Raw genomic sequence first — 24,237 nt, 5'->3', positions numbered from 1 at the left:
CGTCTCCCGACTAAATCAAGCTTCCGTATAATTCTCTCCACTCTTCATTGTCCAAGCATCAAGCATCCAACTTACTTTTTCAATATAACCAATAAAGCCACCAATCAAATCGATTGTGCCTTCATCACCTGCGTCATCAGCTTTTTCAATTACGGCGCGCATTTGTTTTAGTAATTTCCCGTGATCCTCTAGCAAAATTCTAACCATTTCTAGGTCTTTAGTATCTGAAGAAGATTCTTTAATATTACTCATTTTCAAATATTCAGTAAGATTACTGGTAGGTTGAAAACGAAGCGTCAAAATGCGTTCTGCTATTTCGTCTACTTTCATTTTTGCATCTTCATACATATCTTCAAACTTAATATGTAAGTCGAAAAAGTTATGGCCAACAACATTCCAATGGAAGTTGCGAAGTTTTTGGTAGTATAAATGATAATCTGCCAATAGCACATTAAGTTCTTTTGCAGTTGCAGTAGTTTTCTTTTTATCTAGATTCAAATATCCCATTTTATATAGTTTTTTAAGGTTACATCAAAGATAACCAACGTCATTGTGTCCATCAATTTTTCAAGAGTGTTTAGCCTTTATTTAACTTCGCAGAAACATCCCCCCCCCTGCCCCCCCTTCAAAGGGGGGGGGATAGCGTCGCATTAAACTTTGGCTACTATTATAAAATAAATAAGTACATTCGTATTAGCTCCTCCCTTTTTGAAAGGGAGGTGTCCGCCGCAGCGGACGGAGGGTTTTTTGCCCATTTTAAACCCACAACCCACAACCCAACAACAATGTCACACTGAGCGCAGTCGAAGTGCCTATGAAAACGCAACCTACAACCTGCAACCCCATTTAACAATAAACAATAACAATAAATAATAATAAATAATAAACAATAGATAATAAACAATGAATAACCTATCCACCGCAATCCAAGCCGCCCTATCCGCTGGAAAGGAAATTCTTAAAATCTACGAGACCAATTTTGAAGTAGAATTAAAGGATGATAATTCTCCTCTAACCATCGCAGATAAAAATGCGAATGAGATTATAATGGGTTTTTTGAAACCAACCAATATTCCAATTATAAGTGAAGAAAATCGCCAACTCGATTATGCTATAAGGAAAAACTGGACCCAGTGCTGGATTGTAGATCCGTTAGACGGCACCAAAGAGTTTATAAAGCGAAATGGCGAATTCACAGTGAATATTGCACTAGTTGAAAATGGCAAACCAGTATTGGGTATAATCTACGTGCCAGTTTCAAAAGAGTTGTATTTCACATCGGAAGATGGAAAAACATCAAAGAAAATTATTATTGCTACCGAAGATATTTCAATTGAAGAAATTTACGCAAATGCTAAAGAGATAAGTCCGAGTAAAGCTACATCAGTCATAAAAATTGTTGGCAGCCGTTCACACCATAATGAAGCCACGAAGAATTTCATTTCAGAAATAGAAAAGGAAAAAGAAAAAGAGGTTCAAGTAATCACCAAAGGCAGTTCCCTAAAATTTTGCCTGCTAGCTGAAGGCCTAGCACACATATACCCCCGTTTCGCCCCCACTATGGAATGGGACACCGCTGCTGGCCATGCTATTTGCAAAGCCGTTGGAGTAGGGGTAATAGATCTAACGACCGGTAAAGCAATGCAATACAACAAAGTTAATTTGCTAAATAATTATTTCATTGCAAAATAAGCTCCTCCCTTTTTGAAAGGGAGGTGTCCGCCGCAGCGGACGGAGGGTTTTTTGCACCTTTCCAAAATCAAGCCATCCGCCCACAGCGGACAAAGGATTTTTTTTTATTAAATTTATCCAACACTTTTCATAACTAACCCTCATGAAAAAACAAATCCATACCCTAAAACACTTAAAAACTTTCCGAAAAGAACTTCGTGCAAACCTTACTCCCTCAGAGGCATTTTTATGGTCCAAACTAAAATCAAGGCAGTATGAAGGTAGGCGCTTCACGCGGCAGCATAGTATCGAGAATTTTATCGTCGATTTTTACTGCGCTTCGGAAAAACTAATAATTGAACTAGACGGACAAGGACATTTCAATCCTGAATCCCTAGAGTATGATGCCGCCAGAACCGCTAGACTGAATACATTAGGCTACAAAGTTCTACGCTTTGAAAACAAGATGGTTTTTGATCTTTTACCATCGGTACTATTAGAGATTAAAGAAAGTTTCAAACATTAAATAAAGCTCCTCCCTTTTTGAAAGGGAGGTGTCCGCCGTAGCGGACGGAGGGTTTCTTGCACTTTTTCAAAAGGGAGGTGTCCGCCGTAGCGGACGGAGGGTTTCTTGCACTTTTTCAAAAGGGAGGTGTCCGCCGTAGCGGACGGAGGGTTTCTTGCACTTTTTCAAAAGGGAGGTGTCCGCCGCAGCGGACGGAGGGTTAGTTGCAATTTCCAAAAGGGATGTGGATGCCAAAGGCAGACAAAGGGTTAGTTGCCCAAAAACATCCCCCCCAACCCCCCTTCAAAGAGCCTGTCCCGAATTTACTTCGGGAGGGGGGTAGCCCCCAAAATTCCCAACCTGCCGCGGCGGCGAGCTGTTTCGACTTCGTTTTCAATTTCGTGGTTCCCTTAAGTGGTGAGTCGTGTTTCCATTTGGTCCTAATTTCTGAATCTCACGTCTCACATCTCACGCCCGCCCGCCGCAGGAGGGTCTCAAATCTCACAACAAAAAGTCCCCCAACCCCAACGGGGAGAAGCCCCCAACTTGCCGCGGCGGGGAGTTCTTTCGATTTCGATTTCGTTTTCGTTTTCAATTTCGTGATTCCCTTAAGTCGTGAGTCGTGTTTCCATTTGGTCCTACATCTTACGTCCTACCGTCCTATGTCTCACATAAAAAAAGTTCCCCAACCTGCCGCGGCGGGGAGGTGTTTCGTTTATAATTCCTAATTCAACAGACAATGTCAGGGTGAGCAGCCTGTCCTGAGCGGAGCCGAAGGGCAGTCCCCCAATGTCAGGGTGAGCAGCCTGTCCTGAGCGGAGCCGAAGGGCAGTCGAACCCCCTTGGTAATCCCAACCAGTCTTCCTTAGTCATGATTTCAATTCAACCGACAACCAACAACCAACAACCAACAACCAACAACCGCCTACCAACCCCCCAGAAAGTTAAAAACAAAAAAAACCACTTTCAAGTAAAAATTATATAATATTGCACAAAAACGTTAAAATCTGTACTTTTGTCAAATAAATTTTATTTTTTTAACGTTATAGAAAATAATATTTTATATTGCTCATCTAATCAAATAGGTTCCCTCATCTATTGATTAGAGTGATTTTTAATGTGCCCCATCAAAAATTACTGCTGCATTATTGCGAATTTAACCTAAATTGATTCTATGAAATCATTAAAAATTACACTGGTTCTTGTAACAGTATTTCTATTATTTAGTGCCACTATCTCGGCACAAGGAAAGGATTATAACCGCTTTTCTGTCTCTATTTCCACAGGTCTTCACGTCCCACTTGCACCTGGTGATGATATAGCACGTAGTCAATATATTGCTTTTAAGCAATTTCAATTATCAGGCCGATACATGTTCTCAAAAAAAGTTGGTATAAAAGGTCACTATGGTTTCAATCGCTTCGCAGATCCAGATAGTAAGGATATGGGGGTAAGCTTTAATAGAGTTGGATTAGAAGGAGTAGTAAATGTTGGTAGACTTCTAAATGTAGATTTCCATATTAGGGAGCAATTCGGACTACTATTCCATACCGGACTCGGGGTAACCTTATCGAACCCTACTGGTGCTACTGGAACAGACCATATTGGTAATATTCTTGCCGGTTTCACAGGAGAAATTAAAATAAGCAACGAAATGGCGCTAATGGGCGACCTAACCTATTTTGGCAACATAAAACAACACTACGGCTATAATGGTGCCAGCCTAAATGCCGGTGAAAAAGGCCTCTCTGGAGGTTTTGTAAATGTGAGTGTCGGAATAATTTTCTTCCTAGGCGAAGAAAGATACCACGCAGATTGGTACTAGGTTAGACGGTAGTCATTATACATTAGACCTTCAACATTCAACATTCAACATTCAACATTCAACATTAGTCTGTATTCATTATTCATTAAACATTAGCCATTAGACATTCGAAAGCCTGTCCTGAGCGGAGCCGAAGGGCAGTCGAACCCCCTTGACCTTCCGTACCTCCATTTCAACCGACACCCGACACCCGACACCCGTCTAACATTAACATCCCCCCCCAGCCCCCCTTCAAAGGGGGGAGTAGCCCCCAACTTCAAAGGAATAATCCCCAATTTAACAAAAAATGTCAGGATGAGTAGCCTGCCCTGAGCGCAGTCCCTTTATCAGGGTGAGTAGCCCGTCCTGAGCGGGCCGCTGTGTCAGGGTGAGCAGCCTGTCCTGAGCGGAGCCGAAGGGCAGTCGAACCCCCTTGTGTAGCAAAATGTTCAATGCAAGCAAATTGTAATTGTAAGCAGCCCGTCCTAAGCGGAGCCGAAGAGCAGTCGAACCCCCTTAATCAGCCGAACCTGTCTACACTAGGCATAATCCCAAATCCCAAATCCCGAATCCCAAATTAACAAATTAACGAATCACAAATTAACAAATCAACCGTCTCACCAATGTCCTGTTTCCCATTGGTCCTACGTCCTATGTCTTACCGTCCTACGTCCCAAGTCTCACCTCTCACATCTCACGTCTCACATCTCAAATCTCACATCTAACGTCTAACCCCTACATTTCCCAAAATAACCCTTCCAAAACACAAATCTATTTTTATCTTTGTCTCCTTAAAATAAGCACTGCTATTTTCGTCCCTATGCACATCTTTTGTAATGATTACTAACATAATACAACACACCTAAACAATTTTATGGAAGTTTCGAAAAAGACCTCAGAATCTTCGCCTAAACTAGCTGAAAAAGAACAATCGATAAAAATCGCAATCATCGGTCTAGGCTATGTTGGCCTACCATTAGCACGACTTTTCGCCACTAAATACCCAGTTGTGGGTTTCGATATAAATAAAAAAAGAGTAGAGCAGTTGCAAAATGGTCACGATAGCACCCTTGAAGTGGAAGATGAAGTGCTTCAAAATGTATTATTAAAGGCAAACACTTTGATTGCGCATACCTTGAACGTAAACGGGGTTGATAATCATAGTCAATCTATAAAGAACGGACTTTTCTGCAGTACAGATCTTGCAGATATCCAACGTTGTAATTATTATATAGTTACCGTTCCCACTCCAGTAGATAAAAATAACCGTCCTGTTCTTACTCCCATATACGCTGCCAGTGAAACTGTAGGTAAGGTGCTTAAAAAAGGAGACACAGTAATTTATGAATCTACCGTTTATCCGGGTGTTACTGAAGAAGAGTGTGTTCCTGTTTTAGAAAAAATTAGCGGACTTAAATTTAATGAAGACTTCTTTGTTGGTTATTCCCCAGAACGTATTAATCCAGGCGATAAAGAGCATACCGTAGATAAAATATTAAAAATTACTGCTGGTTCTACTCCAGAGTCAGCTAAAGCTATTAACGAACTTTATGCATCTATAATTACGGCAGGTACTTATTTGGCACCGAGTATCAAGGTGGCAGAAGCAGCTAAGGTAATCGAGAATTCACAACGCGATATAAACATCGCTTTCGTAAACGAGCTTGCAAAAATCTTTAATCTATTAGAAATCGATACTCATGAAGTATTAAAAGCAGCAGGTACCAAATGGAATTTCTTACGATTTAAACCCGGCTTAGTTGGCGGGCATTGCATAGGTGTAGATCCATATTATTTAGCACAAAAAGCCCAAGAACGAGGGTATCATCCAGAGATTATTTTGGCTGGAAGAAGGCTGAACGATTCTATGGGTGAGTATGTAGCCTCTCAAGTAGTAAAGTGTATGATTAAAAAAGGCATTGCTATCGGTGGCGCCGAAGTACTAATGCTAGGCATCACCTTCAAAGAAAACTGCCCCGATGTTCGCAATACCGGAATCGTAGATGTTATAAGCGCTCTAGAAGATTATGGGGTTAAAGTAACCACCTTCGACCCCTGGGCAAAACCAGAAGAAGTTATGCACGAGTATAAAATAGAAACCACAAGAACTCTTGAGAAAAGCAAATTTGACGGCATCGTTTTAGGGGTATCACATAATGAATTTTTAAAGATGGATTTAGAGCCGTTTAGAAAAGAGAACTCGGTTGTTTATGACGTGAAGGGAGTTTTAGAGAATCCTACAGCGAAATTGTGATTCGGGATTCGTGATTCGGGATTCGGGATTCGGCAAGTTATTAAGCTCGGTATAGACCTAATCTAAGTTGACAACGTGCTCCTTCCCCTTTTTCAGGGGAAGGTGGCAGCTGGGAGAAAGGTTGATTAAAAGCTAAATTTCATATTCAGCTGACGGAAGGGGTAATTCTCTAAACAGGACAAAGAAAAAAAAAGTATTGAAAATCGAACATTGGGAATTTTGTCACATCACTCATCTCAAATCTAAAAAATGAACTTAGATCAATTTAGCATATTAAAGAACAAAAAAGTCTTGGTAACCGGAGGTGCAGGATTTATTGGAAGCAATCTGGTTGAAGCACTTTTAAAAATAGGCGCAAACGTAACTTGCCTAGACAACTTCGCCACAGGCCATCGCCGCAATATAGCCCCTTTCTTATCCAACACAAACTTCACGTTAATTGAAGGTGATATCCGCAACCTAGAAACCTGTCACACCGCTTGCAAAGGACAAGACTATATTTTACACGAAGCAGCTTTAGGCTCAGTGCCGCGTTCTATCAATGATCCTATAACCTCTAACGATGTAAACGTCGGCGGATTTCTAAATATGCTCGTCGCAGCTCGCGATGCAGGAGTAAAACGTTTTGTATATGCCGCCAGTAGCTCTACGTACGGCGATAGCGAAGCATTGCCTAAGGTCGAGGATGTTATAGGAAAACCTCTGTCCCCTTATGCTATCACAAAATATGTAAATGAGTTGTATGCTACTATTTTTCATACAACCTACGATTTAGACACTATCGGGCTCAGATATTTCAATGTCTTTGGCAGACGCCAAGATTCTAATAGCACTTATGCTGCGGTTATTCCGCTCTTTGTAAAACAGTTTATGGCTCGTGAAAGCCCGCTAATTAATGGCGATGGTAGCTATTCCCGTGATTTCACCTACATAGACAATGTAGTACAAATGAATCTTTTGTCTATCACTACAGAAAATGAAGATGCGCTTAACCAAGTTTATAATACAGCAGTAGGTGAAAGAACAACTTTGGTGCAGCTTACCGAGCTTCTCAAAAAACATTTAAGTATATTTGACCCCGAAATTAATGATGTGGAAATTATCCACGGGCCAAATCGTAAGGGTGATATACCGCATTCGCTGGCATCTGTGGAAAAAGCTGAAAGATTATTGAATTATAAACCAATTCACGCAATTGATGCAGGAATTAAAGAAGCGGTGCTATGGTATTGGGCGAATTTGCAATAATATAAAATAATACTGGAGAATTGATTTGTCTAACATCTGAAGTCTAATATCTCATATCTATTTATAAATGAAGATTAAAAACATTTGTTGCATTGGCGCTGGATATGTAGGAGGCCCCACAATGGCTGTATTAGCCCTAAAAAACCCAGATATTAAAGTCACAGTCGTTGATATTAATGAGACCCGTATAGCTGCTTGGAATGATGAGGATTTAAATAACCTCCCAATTTATGAACCTGGCTTAAAAGAAGTAGTATTAGAGGCTAGAGGAAGAAACCTGTTTTTTAGTACAGAAGTGGAGAAGGCGATTGATGAGGCGGAAATGATTTTTATTTCTGTTAATACTCCTACCAAAACTTATGGTAAGGGGAAGGGAATGGCAGCTGATTTAAAGTACATCGAGCTTTCTGCTAGGCAGATTGCTAAAGTTGCCACTAGTGATAAGATAGTCGTTGAGAAATCTACGCTCCCTGTTAGAACCGCCCAGGCTATTAAAGATATTTTAGACCATACTGGTAACGGAGTTAAATTTCAAATACTTTCCAATCCAGAGTTTTTGGCAGAAGGTACTGCTGTACAGGATTTGTTAAATCCCGATCGCGTTTTGATCGGTGGTGAAGAAAGTGAGGAAGGTCAGGAAGCAATTGATGCTTTAGTGAATATTTACGCTTCGTGGATACCCAAAGAGAGAATAGTCACCACAAATGTTTGGTCCTCAGAATTGTCAAAATTAGTAGCCAATGCTTTTCTCGCCCAACGTGTATCTTCAATTAATGCTATTTCAGAGCTGTGTGAGGTAACTGGTGCAGATGTAAGTGAAGTTAGTAGAGCAATTGGGATGGATAGCCGAATTGGTCCCAAATTCTTACAAGCTTCGGTAGGTTTTGGAGGCTCTTGCTTTCAAAAGGATATTCTGAACTTGGTATATATTGCAAAATCTTATGGTTTACATATAGTTGCGGATTATTGGGAGCAGGTTATCATAATGAACGATCACCAAAAAAATCGTTTTGCCGAAAATATTGTCTCAAAACTTTATAATACAGTTTCTGGAAAAAAAATCACCTTCTTCGGATGGGCCTTTAAAAAGGATACTAATGATACCCGTGAATCTGCTGCTATTTATGTTGCAGACGCTTTGCTAAATGAAGAGGCAGAAATAACAGTATATGATCCTAAAGTGAGTGAAGAAAGAGTCTACGCCGATTTAGATTATTTGAATACACGAAGTCCAGAAGAGAATAGAAGATTGCTTAAAGTCGTCAAGGAGCCTTATCAGGCTTGCGAAGACGCACATGCAATAGCCATTTTAACTGAATGGGATGAGTTTGTAGAATACAATTGGCAAAAAATATATGATTCGGTGATTAAACCGGCTTTCATCTTTGACGGACGTAAGCTTTTGGAAAAAGAAATTTTGGAAAAAATTGGATTCGGGTACTTTTCAATAGGAGAATCGCCAGTAAAATTGTAAGAAAGAATAATATTTATTATAAATATAAATGAAAATAAACGATGATGATAATATTGTGTTTATCAAGTTTATGGCTTATTTATTACAATTTACCTTTGTGATTAATTATAAGATAAAATGAAAATGAAAAATATTTTAATAACAGGAGGCGCTGGATTTATTGGATCCCATGTAGTGCGTCTTTTAGTGAATAAATATCCTAATTACCAGATATTTAATTTAGATGGTTTAACCTATGCCGGTAATCTAGAAAATCTAAGAGATATTGAAGATAAAGAAAACTATGATTTTATTAAAGCTAATATCGTAGATGCAGATGCTATTGATGAGGTATTTGATAAATACAATTTTGAGAAGGTAATTCATCTGGCTGCAGAATCGCATGTGGATCGTTCTATTACTGATCCATTGGCTTTTGCCAGAACAAATATAATGGGCACCTTAAATCTTTTGCAGGCATCAAAGAGAATCTGGGAGAAAGATTATACAGGAAAACTCTTTTATCATGTTAGTACTGATGAAGTCTATGGTTCCTTAGGAAGGGATGGTTTGTTTAAAGAAACGACCTCCTACGACCCTAATTCTCCATATTCCGCGTCAAAAGCAAGCTCAGATCATTTCGTAAGAGCCTATGGGGAGACCTATGGGTTACCTTTCGTGATTTCCAATTGCTCCAATAACTATGGGCCAAATCAATTTCCTGAAAAACTGATACCTTTATTTATAAATAATATCATTCAAAGCAAGCCTCTACCAGTATATGGAGATGGTAATTATACAAGAGACTGGTTATACGTAATAGATCACGCCATTGCAATTGATTTGATTCTTCATAAAGGAAAGAACAAGGAAACCTATAATATTGGTGGTTTTAATGAGTGGAAGAATATCGATTTAGTAAAGCTATTATGCACGCAAATGGATGAAAAGCTTGATAGGCCTGTTGGCGAAAGTAAGAAGCTAATTACATATGTAAAAGATCGTCCAGGTCACGATTTACGCTATGCTATTGATGCATCGAAAATTAATAAAGAGCTTGGCTGGAAACCCAGTGTTACGTTTGAAGAAGGTTTATCAAAAACTATTGATTGGTTTTTAGATAATAAAGAATGGATGGACAATTTGACTAGCGGAGCCTATCAAGAGTATTATAAAGAGCAGTATAAATAAAGAAATATGAAAGGAATTATATTAGCTGGTGGTTCGGGCACCCGTCTACATCCACTAACACAAGTCATATCCAAGCAGTTATTACCCGTACATGACAAACCTATGATTTATTATCCATTATCAACATTGATGTTGGCTAATATACAAGACATTTTAATAATTTCGACACCACAAGATTTGCCATTATTTCAAAAACTATTAGGTGATGGTAGTCAATTTGGCATCCGTTTAAATTATGAAAAGCAAACAAACCCCGATGGGTTGGCACAAGCATTTATTATTGGAGAAAAATTTATTGGAGATGACGACGTGTGTTTAGTTTTAGGCGATAATTTGTTTTATGGGCAAGGCTTTCCAAAACTTTTAGAAAAGGCAGTTGTAACTACTATAAAAGAGCAGAAAGCAACCGTTTTTGGATATTATGTTGCTGATCCAGAACGCTATGGAGTGGCAGAATTTGACAAGAATATGAATGTGATTTCCATTGAAGAGAAACCAACACAGCCAAAATCTAATTTTGCAGTGGTAGGGCTTTATTTCTACCCAAATACGGTGATTAATATTGCTAAAAACGTCCAACCCTCTCGTCGTGGTGAACTTGAAATCACCTCGATAAATCAAGTCTACCTAAAACATGAAAATTTAACTATTGAATTGTTAGGTAGAGGTTATGCCTGGCTAGATACTGGAACCCACCAAGCATTAAGTGAAGCTACTCAATTTGTTCATGCCATTGAAAAAAGACAAGGACTAAAAATCTCTTGTCTTGAAGAAATCGCGTGGCGTAAAAATTGGTTAGATAGTCATACAATTCAAAAACAAATAGAGGGTAAAAAAGGAGAATATTTTAGCTATTTAAAGAAAATATGTCTTTAAAACAAAAAACAATCAGTGGACTGATTTGGAGTTTTATCGAAAATTTCACTAAACAGGGTATAAATTTTATTATAGGGATTGTATTAGCAAGATTATTATTGCCTGAAGAGTTTGGATTAATAGGTATGATTGTAGTATTTATTACAATTTCTACATCTCTAATTAATTCTGGCTTTAATCAAGCATTAATACGTAAAAAAAAATGTACAGATACTGATTATTCAACAGTTTTTTTTTTTAATCTAGCTTCGGGTATTTTTTTAACCTTAATGCTTTTTTTTTCAGCTCCCTTCATTGCAGAATTTTTTGAAGAGCCTCAACTAAAAGATATTGTTAAGGTGTTTTCTATAGTGTTGATTATTGATGCTGTAACGATTATCCAACAAACTCTTGTAATAAAACGTATTGATTTTAAACTGCAGACAAAAATTTCTGTAATTGCGGATATTACAAGTGGGGTAATCGCAATTATTTTAGCTTACTATAATTGGGGTGTATGGAGTTTAGTAGCTAAACAGATTATTGGTCGAAGTATAAATTCTTTACTATTATGGTTTTGGAATAGATGGATTCCAATATTAACTTTTAGTATGACTTCATTTAAAGAATTATTTGGATTTGGCTTTAAACTTCTTTTAAGTGGACTACTTAATACAATTTTTAATAATATTTATCTAATCGCCATTGGTAAATATTATTCTGCCTCTCAATTAGGTTTTTACACAAGAGCAGATCAATTTAAAAAATTACCTTCGGAAAATATTAACGGAATAATTCAAAGAGTAACTTTTCCCGTCTTATCCGAAGTACAGGATGATATACCCAAACTAAAAGAAATCTATCAAAAAATTATACGAAGTACAATGTTTATAACGTTCATATTAATGGTTGGTCTTGGCGCAACTGCAGAGCCACTAATTTTAACACTATTGGGCGAAAAATGGGCGCAGTCTATTGTTTATTTACAATTATTAGTTTTTGAGGGGATGTTGTACCCATTACATGCATTAAATTTAAATATGTTAAAGGTTCAAGGACGTACGGGACTTATCCTACGGTTGCAAATAATTAAAAAAATCCCTACAATATTTATTGTGATAATAGGTGTAGTATGGGGCATTAAGATAATGCTAATTGGGATGGTGATTAACTCATTTATTTTTTATTTCCTCAATAGCTATTGGAGTGGTAAGTTTATAGGATATTCTACTAGAGAACAACTTAAAGATATACTTCCGTCTTTATTGTTAGCAGTTTTTATGGGGGTTGGAACCTATTTAATTGATGTTTTCACAAGCTTTAACTCAATTGTCACTTTATTGAGCCAAATTAGTTTTGCAGTATTGTTTATTCTTGCGTTCTGTGAATTAACAAATTTTAATACTTACATTTATATGAAACTAATTATTAAGGAAAAATTAAATACAATAAATAAATGATTCCTGTAACAAAACCATTTTTACCGCCTAAAATAGAGTATCAAATTTTACTGAGTAAGATTTGGGAAAACCATTGGCTTACTAATATGGGACCTTTAGCAAATGAGTTAGAAGAAAAACTTCAACAGCATTTAAATATAGATAATGCATTATTTGTAACGAATGGTACCGTAGCTTTACAAATGGCCATAAAAGCATTAGATTTATCAGGGGAAATTATTACCACACCATTTTCATTTATAGCTACAACAAGTTCGATAGTATGGGAAGGTTGTACTCCAATTTTTGTAGATATTGACTCAAAAAGCTTAAATATTGATGCTAATAAAATAGAAGCAAGTATAACACCAAAGACCAAAGCAATTTTGGCAACTCACGTTTATGGGAATCCTTGCGACGTAAAAAAAATACAAGAAATTGCCGATAAATATGAGCTAAAAGTAATATATGATGCTGCGCATGCTTTTGGGGTAGAACTTAATGGGAAATCTATTTTTGAGTTTGGAGATATTAGTATTTGTAGTCTTCATGCAACCAAATTATACCATAGTATTGAAGGAGGATTAATTTTTGCCAAAAATCCACAGGATTATAAAAAATTGGAATCTATGCGTAATTTTGGATTTTCCGGTCCTGAAGCTTTTAATATATTAGGAACAAATGGAAAGAATTCTGAATTTCATGCAGCAATGGGTTTGTTAAATTTAAACTATATTAGTCAAATACATCAAAAAAGAAAACAATTAACAGAGTTCTATGATAGTATGCTAAAAAACAGTAAAGTTAAAAAACCTATTTGGCATTCAAAAGCAAGCATAAATTATGCTTATTATCCTATCTTGTTAGAAAGTGAAAGTTATTTAATAAAACTACTTGAAAACTTAAATAAAAGTAACATTCAAGCTAGACGTTATTTTTATCCCTCATTGGCTAGTAGTATTCCATATATAGAAAAACAAAGCTTTGCAGTAACAGATGATATAGCGAAAAGAATATTATGTTTGCCACTTTATTTTGATCTTTCAATGAAGGATGTAGAAACAATTTGTAAGATAATTTTAAAAGAAATAATACTTTAATCATGGAAATAGCACTTGTTGGCGGAGGAACACAACTCTCATATTCGATCGATATTATTGAGAAGCAAAATCAACATCGTATAGTGGGCATCATTGATAGTAATAAAAAGATTGGCGAGGTTGTCTATGGATATAAAATTATTGGAAGACAAGAAAACATAGTAGAGCTCACAAAGGAATACAAATTTAAGGGCTGTGTTATTACTATTGGTGATAATTGGAGTAGGAAGCTGATTTATGAAGAATTGTCTAAATTAATGCCCAAGATGAAATGGCCAAATGCAATTCACCCTTCTGTAATTGTGGGGAAAGATGTAACATTTGGCAAAGGCATATTAGCAATGGCCGGAGTGATTATAAATACAAATGCAAAACTGGGAGATTTTTCTAACTATTATACTAATTGCAACGTGGAACATGATTGTAATATTGGTGATTTTGCAAGTATTTCTGCAGGAGCTATTTTAGGAGGAAGAGTTACAATAGGAAAATTTTCGGCAATAACATTAAATGCTACAGTTTTTGATAGATTGTACATTGGGGATAATGTAGTGGTTGGAGCGGCATCGTTGGTCACAAAGGATGTGCCTAGTAATGTTCTTATCTATGGTAATCCAGCGAAAATTATAAGGAAAAGAATAGCGGGTGAAAAATTTTTAAAATAATAACTATGAAAGAAAAACTAAAGAATGAAGGGTATTGTAAACTTGATATGAACATTAATACTGAATGGTTATCTAAAGTTAACCAGGCTCTTCCTACTATTTTTAAAAAACATGAAGAACTCAGAAAGACTAACGGAAATCCAATCAGTTCGGAAGGAATTGCAATGAATGCCTTATTGGGCAATCAAATTTTATTCGATTTTTTACAACATTTAATGAGTAAAGGAATAATAGATTGGATTGAGAAAAATTACTTCCACGAAAAATGCATATTAAATTCATGCTCCGCATTGAGTAACATCCCAGGAGAAGACAAAGTATTTCATAAAAAAGTACATCGTGATATTCGAGGATTTTCAAATGACATACCTATTTTATTGAACATGTTGGTAATGCTCGATGATTTTACCAAAGAAAATGGAGCTACCTTATTGCTGCCCGGTTCTCATTTAAAAAATGAAAAACCATCGAATGAATTGTTTGAAGAAGATTCAATTCATGCTACAGGGAAAGCGGGAGATATTATTATTTGGAATTCAAATCTTTTCCATGCATCTGGTATAAATACTACTAAAAAGGTTCGAAGAGCATTGCCGATTACTTTTTCTCTTCCTTATTACAAACAACTTATAGATTATCCACGAGCGATTGGCTATGAAAAATATAATGATTTTGATGATAATACTAGAAGGCTATTAGGTTACGATTCTAGAGTTCCTTCTAATTTAGATGAATGGTATTCTCCTATCGAGAAATTAATGTATAAGTCATAAATAATCTCCTATAATTCTAGTTTTATGTTAATTAGTGTAGTAATGCTCACGTATAATCATTCAGATTATATAAAGGAAGCTGTTGAAAGTATTTTAATGCAGCAAGGCGATTTTCAAGTACAACTTATCGTTGCAGATGACAACTCACCTGACAATACAGAACAAATAATAAAAAATATAATTGAGACGAATCCAAATGGTTTTTGGATAAATTATACTAAACATATTAAAAATAAAGGAGTGATGAAAAACTTTTCCTTTGCAATAGGACAATGTAAAGGAAAATATATTGCTTTATGTGATGGTGATGATTATTGGACAGACCCATATAAGCTACAAAAACAGGTAGATTTTTTAGAAAGAAATTTGGAATATTCATTTTGTGGTCATAATGTTGAAATTGTTTGGGAAGACGTAGAAAAAAAAGAAAATTTTTATCCTTCCCCACTTATAGATCCTACTCTTGAAGAATTTATTAATTATAAAAGATACATTTCGGTATTAAGCATAGTTTTTAGAGCAGATTTAGCAAATTACTTCCCTGTATTTTATAAGCTTTTGCCTGGAGCGCACATGTTTTTGATCAATTACTTAAGAATAAAGGGAAGAGTATATTTTATAAATGAAAATATGGGGGTACATCGAAAAAACCCTTTTAGTATATCTTTAGATAAAAATAGACATGCTAAACGACAGATTAATAATGACCTAAACATTGGAAAACCAAATAATTTCTTTTGGAATAACCGATATGAGATATTTATGTACGAGAACTTACAACACGAGGCAAAGGAAGAAGACCGGAGTGTTATATTGTTAAAGTTAAAGAAAATGTATAATTATGCATTCAAGCGAGAACTTGCAAACTTAAATATTCGATTGGCTATTCTTTACAAAATAAAAGCAAGTTTAATAAATGTATAACTTTTCACATATCATTTCATGAGTGAGACTTTCTTCTCAGTACACAATTTAATTTCATTTTCTGTTTCAGGAAAAGGGCCCTTAGTCGATTACATTAATTTTCAGTTTAAATCCTTTCAAGCTATTGAGAATATAGAGACAAATTCATTTAACATATATGTAGAAAATCATATAGAAAATGATGTGTTTGGGGGGCATTTAAAAGATGGTGATATAGAGTTTAAAAGAGATCAAAATAAATTTATTGTTAAATATAAAGGGCATGTAATGTCCTGTGATGGTACAATTCCCATACATCAGCAAAAGCATTTTTCATTTGAGAAAAGCTTTAATAAAATGGTTTTTAATAAAATTGTAGATTTAAAGTTGAGGCTCGAATTTTTAAAAAGCAAATTTATACTGGTGCATTCATCTTGTGTGTCTTTAAAAGGGGATGCCTATCTAATGCCAGCATGGAAGGGAGCTGGAAAAACCGATTTATGTTTAAAACTATTGGAAAAAGGTGCTGATTTCATAAGTGATGATAAATTATGGTTAAATCCTCAAGGAATTATATTATCATATCCTCGATATGTTGTAATAAAAAGCACGAATAAAGATTTTTTCTTAAAGAATAAAAGTTTTAAAGACTCGATTAAGATAAGTATTGGTAAATATGCGAGTAAGTATTTATATGCAAATAGAAAAATAAAATACCTAGTAGATTATTTAACGATGATTCCTGTAAAACATTATCACATCAATCAATTATACCCAGAAGTTATTGTTCAAAATAAAGCTCAACTTTCAAAAATATTTTACCTGAAAAAATTAAATGATTTGTCCAACCACTCCATTGAAAAAGGAGCTTCAGAGGAAATTGCTAATCAGTCGTTTAGTATTGGAAATTATGAATGGAACTCCGAAATACTTTCATTATGTGCAGCACGTGATGCACTTTTTCCTGAGTTTTCATTATGGTATAACGAATTTAAAAACTTAGTTGATGAAGAGAAGAAAATTATGGCTAAGGCTTTTAAAGATATAGAATGCTATAACGTGAGTCTTTCTTCTAAAAACGATAAAATTAACTGGAAATTAATAGCAGAAGATATATTAGGCAAATGAGAATAGGTATTTCTGGTCCGGATGGCTCTGGAAAATCTACGATTTGTAACCAGCTAAGAACACAACTAGATAATAGTGCGATTGTATTACACGCAGTAAAAGATCGCAACCATTTATTAAAATCAACGACCATTGCTTTAAAGGCCTGGAAATTTTTATCAAAATTTGGTTATTTATTTAATATTGTAGGACAGTATTTTATATTTTACCCTTTTGAATTAATAGAAAACGTTCAAAGATTTAAGTATAAAGCCCAGACAGTAATTTACGATAGACACCCAATTGATAGAATGGCTCTTAAATATGAGTTATTATTGAGAAATAGATTAAGAAAAGTAAATCTCGTACGATTTGTAATAGAATACCCATTACGTTATTTCTGGGCAGAATTATATTGTTACTTTTTTATTCGTATTGAGTATTTATATGTGCTATTGCCAGATTCTGATCTAAGTTTTGAAAGAGCCGGAGGGCAATATGCAACAAAGCAAGATGCATCTATAAAACGTAAGGCCTACTACTTATCTGCTAAAAGATACTCTTTGAGCAATCAAAATTTGAAAAAAATTTATATTACAAAAGATTTATCTATTACTGAAATTACAACTTATATTAAGAATGATATTAACTGAACTTTATAATGAATAATAAAATTTACTCAAACCTAGATAAAATAATAATACGTCTATGTAAAATAAGTATTATTCGAAAATTCATTCAGTTTTTTATAAAAAATCTTCTCAAAATCGTCAAGCCAGACAAAGACTTGATTTTATTTGGCGCGATGAATGGATATTGGTATGGTGATAATAGCAAACATTTATACGAATGGGTATATGCAAACAGAAAAGATTTATCTCCCGTTTGGGTTACAAGAAATATAAATATTTATAAACAACTGAAAGAAGAAAATATGCCAGTGGCATTTACATTGGGTTTTAGCGGATTTAGAGTAATGTTAAAAGCAAGAGCAGGCTTCTTTACAGATAGTTTGCGTGATTTATTTATAGATCCCTTTGCGGTTCATCATAAAATGAAACTTATTGCTCTTAGGCACGGAAGATCAGTGAAAAGGGTAAGATTTGCAAGACTGGGACATAAAATATCAGCAAAAGAAAAAATTGAAAGAAATAGAGAGTCTGGTTTAATAAAATTTGCTATTTCAACCTCTCAATTTATCTCAGAATTACAAGAAGAATGTCTCCAACTAGGAATTGAGAAGCATGCGGTAACAGGTTACCCCCGAAATGATAATTTACTCCAGCCTCGTAAAAGTGATAAGCAGAATTGGGATAATTACTTAGGAGATATGGCACCTAATAAGGTAGTTCTTTATGGTCCAAGTTGGAGGCATGGGAGAGGTCATACAGAGTTTTTTCCATTCAACGACTTTAGCCAATCCGAATTAATTGATTTTGTGGAAACACATAAAATATTATTGCTTCTTAGACCTCATGTGACGGAGTTGGAAAAACCTAATTTAAAGAAACTCTTTTCAGAATTAACTGCAAGCTCAAAGTACATTAGATTGTCAACTCATAAAACCTTTCCAGATGTAAATTCGTTAATCCCATTTATAGATATTTTAATCTCTGATTATTCAGCCCTTTACCATGACTTTTTGCTTTTAAATAGACCGTTACTTTTTATTCCGTATGACTATGAGTATTTTTCAGAACAAAACGGATTTTTGTATGATTATTACAAATATTTGCCAGGGCCAGCGATAAATTCTTTTTATGAATTTTGTAAAGAATTAAAAGCTTTAAACGAAGGCATAGATAATTTTATTGAAAAGAGAGAGGTATTGCGGAACAAAATTCATACTTACCAAGATGCTAAATCTGCAGAAAGGGTGATTTCATTAATAAATAACATTAGAGAGATTTAATATGAATGGATTAGAATTAATTGAAAAAATTGCAAGAAAAGGGCTTGCCCTACAAAAAGAAAAGGGAGAAATGCCTCATGGGAATAATGGTCCTTATTTAGAAGACGAAACTCCAGTACGAAATACAGGGCATTGGCTAATTATATTTTCTAAAGCCTATTCTATAACGGGCGATATTTTGTATAAAGAAGCCGTTAAGCGAGCTGCTGAATATTTAGTAAGTCCAGATTCAAGACCTCATAAGGCTTCTTTCTGGCATAGAAATCAAAAAGGAACCGATAAGTGTAATGGGGTGATTGGTGCCGCTTGGACTATTGAATCTTTGTGTGAAGCATCAAATGTTCTGGATGATTTAAAATATGTTAAAGTTGCCGCAGAGGTTTTCTTCAAGCATAAATTTATTGCTTCTTCTGGCGTGTGGAAAAGACTTGATGTTAATGGAAGTACTCTAAGAATAGACCAAACTTTCAACCATCAGCTTTGGTTTGCAGCATGTTCATCATTTTTAATTAATTTCGAAATTGAGGGTAAAGAAGAAATTAAAAATAGAATTAATGGCTTTATAGAGAATGTTCCAAAAAATATTTTTCTTTATGAGAATGGATTAATATATCATGCCATTATTAATAAATTAGATGGTAGGTCTCGCTTAAATGAGTTATATTATCATTTTTCTTGGTTTTTGGAGAACCTTCTAAAAAGAAACAGTAAGAAAAAAAATAATATAAGACTATCTTCAAAAATATATTGGAAGTCTATAGGGTATCATTCATTTAACACCTATGCGTTTGCACTTTTAAAAAGTAATTTTCCTGATGATAAATTTTGGCAAACAAGCATTATTGAAGAAATCACTAACTTCATTTTATCTGAAAATTATTCTAAATCTCTTGAGATAGAAAATTATTACGGGTTTCCATATAACCCTCCCGGTTTTGAAGTTCCTTTTTCACTGGAAAAATTATCTTCTTTAGAAGAGATTAAATTAATAAAAACTTCTGAATTTTGGATAAATGTGCAATTAAAACGGCATTATAACTTTGAAGAGAAATTGATGAATGTGAATAACTATGATGCTTCTACATTAACAGCTAGGACTTATGAGTTATGTAGGTTAAAGGATGTTATATTAAAAGGAATAATAATAAAATAATGAGTAATTATACGCATCTTATTATTGGCGGACCTAAACTTGAAAATGACAATATTATTTACAGACGTAGGCGTCTTTTAGAATATTTGGCAAGTGATCCAAACGCTAAAAAAATATATTGGATTTACTTTAATCCATCAGTGAAGAATATAAGAAAGTTAGGGCAATTTTCATATCCTAAACTGCCATCATGTTATAAAACCTATGTTGGGAAAATAGTTCAAATTGAAATTTCTGATTTTCAATACTTAATTTCATATATACCAATACTCCAGCATAAAATTTTAAAAAAAGTCCTAGGAATTGTAAAAGAAGATCATAATGTAATATTATGGTATACCTTGCATAGATTTTCCAGCCTTACTCAACAAAAGAATAAATGGGTAACCTCTGTTTATGACTGTACGGATAATTGGACAAATAAAGACAAAAAGGGGCTTACCAAGTACTTTTTTGATTATATCACCAGTTACTCTGAAAAAGAAATTATAAAAAACACTAAAATTCAATTTTCTAGTTCTTCTTTTTTAAAAAGAAAAGTTGAAAAAATTTCAGAAAATGAATGTTATTTAATTGAACATGGCTTTGATCCAGATTTTTTCAAAGAAAAATCAATTAATAGAGATAATATACAGCCCAAAATATGTTTTTTAGGATCATTACAAGCAAATAAAATTGATATAGAATTATTGAATGAAATTGCTATTATTAAAAATGATTGGGAAATATACGTGATAGGCCCCATTGAAGAAAAAGTGAAAAAGTCAAAAGCTTTTTTGAGTTTAAAAAAATTAGCACATGTGAAGTTGGTGGGGTCAATTCCTCCAAATGAAGTTTCAAAATCATTAAGTATAATGGATTTAGGAATCTTACCCTATAAAAATAGTGAATTTTCAAAAGGCGTTTTTCCATTGAAATTTTTTGAATATATGGCGGCTCATTTGCCTATAGTGGGGTGTAATTTGAGTTCACTTTCTGCGTTTGCCGAAAAAGGCGTTTATTATAAAACGACAGATGATGCTATAGAATTTATTAAATCGTGTGAATTAGCATTAAAACAAGAAATCCCAATTCAGAGCTATGAAAAAATACTAGCAGATGTCACCTGGGACAAAAAATTTAAGCTGATGTATGCTAAAGTGATTAACACGTTAAATTAACTTAAGTATGAATAACGATAAAATTGTAATTGATAATTTGAAAGACCATGAGTTTGAAGAGTTAGCAAAACTTTATTGCTTGGTTTGGAATTTAGATATAGAAGAAACTAAAGAGAGCACAATGTGGGCTTTTAAAGAGACAAAAGCATTAATGGTTGTGGCAAGGGTGAATAATAAAATAATTGGGTCAAGAGGGGGGATTTGGTGGCCACTAAAATTCAATGATTTAAATTTTGAAGTTATTCAATTCCATAATACCTGTGTACATCCCGACTATAGAAGAAGAGGGATTTTCACCAAATTAAATCTAAAATTTATTGAAATTTCAAAAGAGTTGGGTTATAAAGGGATATTTAACGTTTCTGTGGACGCCTCTAAATTAGGATATGAAAAATTAGGTTGGAAATATTTAAAAGGATTTCACCGATTAACACATGTGAATAAACCTATTGATTGTATTCAACATTTTAAATCGACTCAAAAAAATAAAGCTTTTAATACGATTAAATTGTCAGAAGAGAAATTATGGGAAAAAATTGACGAAAAATTGTTAAACCAGAGAGAATTATTTTTTTCTGACTATATCCAAACTCGAATAACAAAACAATTTTTGAAGTGGCGTTTAGCTAATAAAAGTGCTAATTATAATATTGTCAGCAATAAAGGAGGATGTATTATTTACAAAATTACTTTTAAAGGAAAAATAAAAGAATTAATCATTGGAGAAGTATTTTTACAAGAAAAAAAATACATCAACTTTGGAAGGTTGATAAAAGAACTTTTTCAAAAAGAACAACCTAGTTTAACATATACTTATGTGCATAACAATCATCCATTTTTCAATTTTTATTTAAAAAAGTTTTTTTTTCCAAACCCGATGAATTATCATTTAAATTTTGGCACAAAGCTTTTGGTTGATAATACTGCCACTTATAGTTTTTATTCAGATAAAAAGAATTGGGCTATGTCTTATCTTGAAATTGATACTTTTTGAAAATGAAACAAGTAACTAAATATTTTTTGAATTTTATTTGGCGTTATAATAAAAATGTTAAGCCCAGAATTATATATTATCATTCAGTCAATAATGACAATCCATCAAGCCATACAGAAGCATTATTCGAAGCTCAAATGAAATGGTTAAAAGATCACGGGTATACCTGTCCAGTATTGTCCGAATTAAATGAACATATATCAAAAGAAAAAATTGTTTTTATCACATTTGATGATGGTTATTATGATAATTTTAAGATAGTTTTACCCATTTTAAAAAGATATAACTTTAAAGCCACTTTTTATATTTCTACAAATTATATTAATGATCATATACGGTTCAAGAGCTCCAAAGGACATATGCTTTATGAGAATTTAGAAATGATGAACACTGATGATTTGAATATGATTATAGACGCCGGTATGGAAATTGGCTCACATACTAAAACTCATCAAATGATTAGTCGGATTAATAAAAAAGATCAGATTAAAGAATTAACTGAAAGCATTCAATTTCTCGAAAGTAAATTAAAAATTAAAGTAAATTCATTTGCATATCCAAATGGTCAAAAAGGTGCACTTTCGTCGTTTATAAATAATTATGCCTACGAAAATACAGATTTAAAAAATCTTTGTTCTACATTGTGGGGAACGGTTTCGAAAAATAATTTTCTTTTACCTCGTTGTGAGATGTCAAATAAGGATTCTATAGAAGAGTTTGCGAGTAAATTATCAGGAAAAAGAGATTATCGATATTATATAGATCGTTTGATAGATAAAAGTACCGTTTGGAAATGAAAAATTTAATAAGAAATCCTGCATTGTTGTTTATTATATCTTCATTTGGGATATATTTATTTGACATTATAAGGGTTGAACAATTGGTTGTTTATAGTTTTTTCATTTTGGCTTGGCCTATTGTTTTAAGAAAAAAATCATTTTTATTAATTCATAACATCAAGGTTGTAATTTATGGCTTTGTAATGTTTATAATCTTTTCATTTTTAGTAGGTGCTTTTAGAGATACATTTGAATTTTCACGCTACGTAGTTGGACAAATAGACAGGTTTTTTCTCCCAATTGCTGTGATGTTTACCATATCTACAAAATATTATAATTATTCGTCTCAAGAAATTAGAGATGTGTTGGTAAAAATAAGTAAGCTTATATTAGTGCTTACAGGCATAGCATCATTAATTGTTTTACATCAAATTACTTTTGAAGATAATACTATCGTAAAACCTTTTCTTCCAACAGTATCGGCAATAGAAGATTCAGTTTCATCTCGATCTTTAAAAATGGGAAGATATACCGGTATTTTTAGCACTCCTTTTGAAGCGGGAGCAGTATATTCCTTAGCATTATTCTCATTTCTATATTTATATATACAAAAAAGGACAAAGATCTTTTATATGATTGCCGTTATTTTTGTCATAATTGGTGGGATTGTTACAATTTCTAAGGCCTTTTTATTCGGTGTAGCTTTATTTCTTCTTAGTTTTATTTTTTTTACAAAGAAGAAATTGTTCATGCCAATGCTCGTATTTTTTGGAATTTTAATGATGTCATTCTTTTACCTTGTAAACTCTAATATTTCCGATTCTTGGTCAGGTTATAATAGATTTACGACATTGATATCAGGCGGGAGCGAAAATAACGATTTTATTTGGACTCTTACTGGAGGAAGATTCAGTGATTCTGGAATAGGGACAATAGAAAAAAAGGATGATTTTATTATGCAGGCTTATCCAATTGGTTATGGTTTGTCTAATGTCGGGGTTGTAGATAATGCCTATATGGAAGTTTTCTTAATTGCTGGTTTTTTTGGAATTGTTCTTCTACTATGGTTTTTTATAAGACATATAAAGTTATCCTTAAAAAACTTATTTACGATGGAGGGTAAGTATTTATTTATATTATTAGTATTTTCTATCATATCTTCAATTGGCGCTCCTGTAATTACCAAGAATAGATATAGTGTTATCTTCTTTACTACGTTTACTCTATTGCTTCTATTTTTCAAGAAAAACAATAAACTTTCAAAATAATTA

Annotated in this window: 22 protein-coding genes; 21 read left to right on the top strand and 1 reads right to left on the bottom strand. The window is 33.9% G+C overall.

Features of this window, described 5'->3' with window-relative positions:
* Positions 1–15: 15 nt before the first annotated feature.
* On the bottom strand, positions 16–507 hold the full coding sequence (locus AC3RVF_RS03275; protein WP_489692754.1) for a Dps family protein: 492 nt from the start codon (positions 505–507) through the stop codon (positions 16–18).
* Between the two features lie 396 nt (positions 508–903).
* On the opposite strand from AC3RVF_RS03275, the gene cysQ reads away from it, so the two are divergent.
* The 21 genes from cysQ to AC3RVF_RS03170 all read left to right on the top strand — a co-directional run bounded on the left by cysQ (position 904) and on the right by AC3RVF_RS03170 (position 24,234).
* Positions 904–1,692, top strand: a complete 789-nt coding sequence (gene cysQ, locus AC3RVF_RS03270) for a 3'(2'),5'-bisphosphate nucleotidase CysQ (protein WP_489692753.1) — start codon at positions 904–906, stop codon at positions 1,690–1,692.
* Positions 1,693–1,834: 142 nt separating this feature from the next.
* Positions 1,835–2,197, top strand: a complete 363-nt coding sequence (locus AC3RVF_RS03265) for an endonuclease domain-containing protein (RefSeq protein ID WP_489692752.1) — start codon at positions 1,835–1,837, stop codon at positions 2,195–2,197.
* 1,153 nt (positions 2,198–3,350) lie between these two features.
* Entirely contained in the window at positions 3,351–4,001 is a 651-nt protein-coding gene (locus AC3RVF_RS03260; protein ID WP_489692751.1) for a hypothetical protein, read from the top strand.
* Between the two features lie 853 nt (positions 4,002–4,854).
* Entirely contained in the window at positions 4,855–6,234 is a 1,380-nt protein-coding gene (locus AC3RVF_RS03255) for a nucleotide sugar dehydrogenase (protein ID WP_489692750.1), read from the top strand.
* Between the two features lie 249 nt (positions 6,235–6,483).
* Positions 6,484–7,482: an SDR family oxidoreductase gene (locus AC3RVF_RS03250; protein WP_489692749.1), complete on the top strand. Its 999-nt coding sequence runs from the start codon at positions 6,484–6,486 to the stop codon at positions 7,480–7,482.
* Between the two features lie 67 nt (positions 7,483–7,549).
* Complete coding sequence (locus tag AC3RVF_RS03245) at positions 7,550–8,956, top strand: nucleotide sugar dehydrogenase (protein ID WP_489692748.1); 1,407 nt, start codon at positions 7,550–7,552, stop codon at positions 8,954–8,956.
* A 117-nt stretch (positions 8,957–9,073) separates the two neighbouring features.
* Complete coding sequence (rfbB, locus tag AC3RVF_RS03240) at positions 9,074–10,126, top strand: dTDP-glucose 4,6-dehydratase (protein WP_489692747.1); 1,053 nt, start codon at positions 9,074–9,076, stop codon at positions 10,124–10,126.
* 6 nt (positions 10,127–10,132) lie between these two features.
* Entirely contained in the window at positions 10,133–11,002 is an 870-nt protein-coding gene (rfbA, locus tag AC3RVF_RS03235; RefSeq protein ID WP_489692746.1) for a glucose-1-phosphate thymidylyltransferase RfbA, read from the top strand.
* Positions 10,993–12,441 carry a lipopolysaccharide biosynthesis protein gene (locus AC3RVF_RS03230; RefSeq protein ID WP_489692745.1) on the top strand — a complete coding sequence of 483 codons (1,449 nt, stop codon included), beginning with the start codon at positions 10,993–10,995 and terminating at the stop codon, positions 12,439–12,441. Before rfbA ends, AC3RVF_RS03230 begins: the two co-directional genes overlap by 10 nt.
* Entirely contained in the window at positions 12,438–13,520 is a 1,083-nt protein-coding gene (locus tag AC3RVF_RS03225) for a DegT/DnrJ/EryC1/StrS family aminotransferase (protein WP_489692744.1), read from the top strand. The genes AC3RVF_RS03230 and AC3RVF_RS03225 overlap by 4 nt, the downstream gene beginning before the upstream one ends.
* A 2-nt stretch (positions 13,521–13,522) precedes the next feature.
* Positions 13,523–14,185, top strand: a complete 663-nt coding sequence (locus AC3RVF_RS03220; protein WP_489692743.1) for a NeuD/PglB/VioB family sugar acetyltransferase — start codon at positions 13,523–13,525, stop codon at positions 14,183–14,185.
* A gap of 5 nt (positions 14,186–14,190) precedes the next feature.
* Complete coding sequence (locus AC3RVF_RS03215) at positions 14,191–14,958, top strand: phytanoyl-CoA dioxygenase family protein (protein WP_489692742.1); 768 nt, start codon at positions 14,191–14,193, stop codon at positions 14,956–14,958.
* A gap of 24 nt (positions 14,959–14,982) precedes the next feature.
* Positions 14,983–15,882 (top strand): glycosyltransferase, encoded by a 900-nt coding sequence (locus AC3RVF_RS03210; protein ID WP_489692741.1) that lies wholly within the window; start codon positions 14,983–14,985, stop codon positions 15,880–15,882.
* An 18-nt stretch (positions 15,883–15,900) separates the two neighbouring features.
* Positions 15,901–16,989, top strand: a complete 1,089-nt coding sequence (locus tag AC3RVF_RS03205) for a hypothetical protein (protein WP_489692740.1) — start codon at positions 15,901–15,903, stop codon at positions 16,987–16,989.
* A complete protein-coding gene (locus tag AC3RVF_RS03200) occupies positions 16,986–17,621 on the top strand; it encodes a hypothetical protein (protein WP_489692739.1) in 636 nt (211 codons plus the stop codon). Before AC3RVF_RS03205 ends, AC3RVF_RS03200 begins: the two co-directional genes overlap by 4 nt.
* Before the next feature lie 8 nt (positions 17,622–17,629).
* The gene (locus AC3RVF_RS03195) at positions 17,630–18,880 is read left to right on the top strand and encodes a CDP-glycerol glycerophosphotransferase family protein (RefSeq protein WP_489692738.1); all 1,251 of its coding nucleotides are present in this window, start codon (positions 17,630–17,632) and stop codon (positions 18,878–18,880) included.
* A gap of 1 nt (position 18,881) precedes the next feature.
* Entirely contained in the window at positions 18,882–20,033 is a 1,152-nt protein-coding gene (locus AC3RVF_RS03190; RefSeq protein WP_489692737.1) for a hypothetical protein, read from the top strand.
* Entirely contained in the window at positions 20,033–21,193 is a 1,161-nt protein-coding gene (locus AC3RVF_RS03185; RefSeq protein WP_489692736.1) for a glycosyltransferase, read from the top strand. The genes AC3RVF_RS03190 and AC3RVF_RS03185 overlap by 1 nt, the downstream gene beginning before the upstream one ends.
* A 7-nt stretch (positions 21,194–21,200) precedes the next feature.
* Positions 21,201–22,187, top strand: coding sequence for a GNAT family N-acetyltransferase (locus AC3RVF_RS03180; protein WP_489692735.1), 987 nt, complete (start codon positions 21,201–21,203; stop codon positions 22,185–22,187).
* Positions 22,188–22,189: 2 nt separating this feature from the next.
* Positions 22,190–22,984, top strand: a complete 795-nt coding sequence (locus AC3RVF_RS03175) for a polysaccharide deacetylase family protein (RefSeq protein WP_489692734.1) — start codon at positions 22,190–22,192, stop codon at positions 22,982–22,984.
* Entirely contained in the window at positions 22,981–24,234 is a 1,254-nt protein-coding gene (locus tag AC3RVF_RS03170; protein WP_489692733.1) for a hypothetical protein, read from the top strand. The genes AC3RVF_RS03175 and AC3RVF_RS03170 overlap by 4 nt, the downstream gene beginning before the upstream one ends.
* The last annotated feature ends 3 nt before the right edge of the window (positions 24,235–24,237 follow it).

This window comes from Aequorivita sp. IT1183 (assembly GCF_058068265.1).
This window is presented reverse-complemented; position numbering and strand designations above follow the sequence as displayed.

Bases quoted from the DNA above. Each gene is read 5' to 3' on its own strand.
- AC3RVF_RS03275 (WP_489692754.1), bottom strand. From the start codon at position 507: ATGGGATATTTGAATCTAGATAAAAAGAAAACTACTGCAACTGCAAAA.
- cysQ (WP_489692753.1), top strand. From the start codon at position 904: ATGAATAACCTATCCACCGCAATCCAAGCCGCCCTATCCGCTGGAAAG.
- AC3RVF_RS03265 (WP_489692752.1), top strand. From the start codon at position 1,835: ATGAAAAAACAAATCCATACCCTAAAACACTTAAAAACTTTCCGAAAA.
- AC3RVF_RS03260 (WP_489692751.1), top strand. From the start codon at position 3,351: ATGAAATCATTAAAAATTACACTGGTTCTTGTAACAGTATTTCTATTA.
- AC3RVF_RS03255 (WP_489692750.1), top strand. From the start codon at position 4,855: ATGGAAGTTTCGAAAAAGACCTCAGAATCTTCGCCTAAACTAGCTGAA.
- AC3RVF_RS03250 (WP_489692749.1), top strand. From the start codon at position 6,484: ATGAACTTAGATCAATTTAGCATATTAAAGAACAAAAAAGTCTTGGTA.
- AC3RVF_RS03245 (WP_489692748.1), top strand. From the start codon at position 7,550: ATGAAGATTAAAAACATTTGTTGCATTGGCGCTGGATATGTAGGAGGC.
- rfbB (WP_489692747.1), top strand. From the start codon at position 9,074: ATGAAAATGAAAAATATTTTAATAACAGGAGGCGCTGGATTTATTGGA.
- rfbA (WP_489692746.1), top strand. From the start codon at position 10,133: ATGAAAGGAATTATATTAGCTGGTGGTTCGGGCACCCGTCTACATCCA.
- AC3RVF_RS03230 (WP_489692745.1), top strand. From the start codon at position 10,993: ATGTCTTTAAAACAAAAAACAATCAGTGGACTGATTTGGAGTTTTATC.
- AC3RVF_RS03225 (WP_489692744.1), top strand. From the start codon at position 12,438: ATGATTCCTGTAACAAAACCATTTTTACCGCCTAAAATAGAGTATCAA.
- AC3RVF_RS03220 (WP_489692743.1), top strand. From the start codon at position 13,523: ATGGAAATAGCACTTGTTGGCGGAGGAACACAACTCTCATATTCGATC.
- AC3RVF_RS03215 (WP_489692742.1), top strand. From the start codon at position 14,191: ATGAAAGAAAAACTAAAGAATGAAGGGTATTGTAAACTTGATATGAAC.
- AC3RVF_RS03210 (WP_489692741.1), top strand. From the start codon at position 14,983: ATGTTAATTAGTGTAGTAATGCTCACGTATAATCATTCAGATTATATA.
- AC3RVF_RS03205 (WP_489692740.1), top strand. From the start codon at position 15,901: ATGAGTGAGACTTTCTTCTCAGTACACAATTTAATTTCATTTTCTGTT.
- AC3RVF_RS03200 (WP_489692739.1), top strand. From the start codon at position 16,986: ATGAGAATAGGTATTTCTGGTCCGGATGGCTCTGGAAAATCTACGATT.
- AC3RVF_RS03195 (WP_489692738.1), top strand. From the start codon at position 17,630: ATGAATAATAAAATTTACTCAAACCTAGATAAAATAATAATACGTCTA.
- AC3RVF_RS03190 (WP_489692737.1), top strand. From the start codon at position 18,882: ATGAATGGATTAGAATTAATTGAAAAAATTGCAAGAAAAGGGCTTGCC.
- AC3RVF_RS03185 (WP_489692736.1), top strand. From the start codon at position 20,033: ATGAGTAATTATACGCATCTTATTATTGGCGGACCTAAACTTGAAAAT.
- AC3RVF_RS03180 (WP_489692735.1), top strand. From the start codon at position 21,201: ATGAATAACGATAAAATTGTAATTGATAATTTGAAAGACCATGAGTTT.
- AC3RVF_RS03175 (WP_489692734.1), top strand. From the start codon at position 22,190: ATGAAACAAGTAACTAAATATTTTTTGAATTTTATTTGGCGTTATAAT.
- AC3RVF_RS03170 (WP_489692733.1), top strand. From the start codon at position 22,981: ATGAAAAATTTAATAAGAAATCCTGCATTGTTGTTTATTATATCTTCA.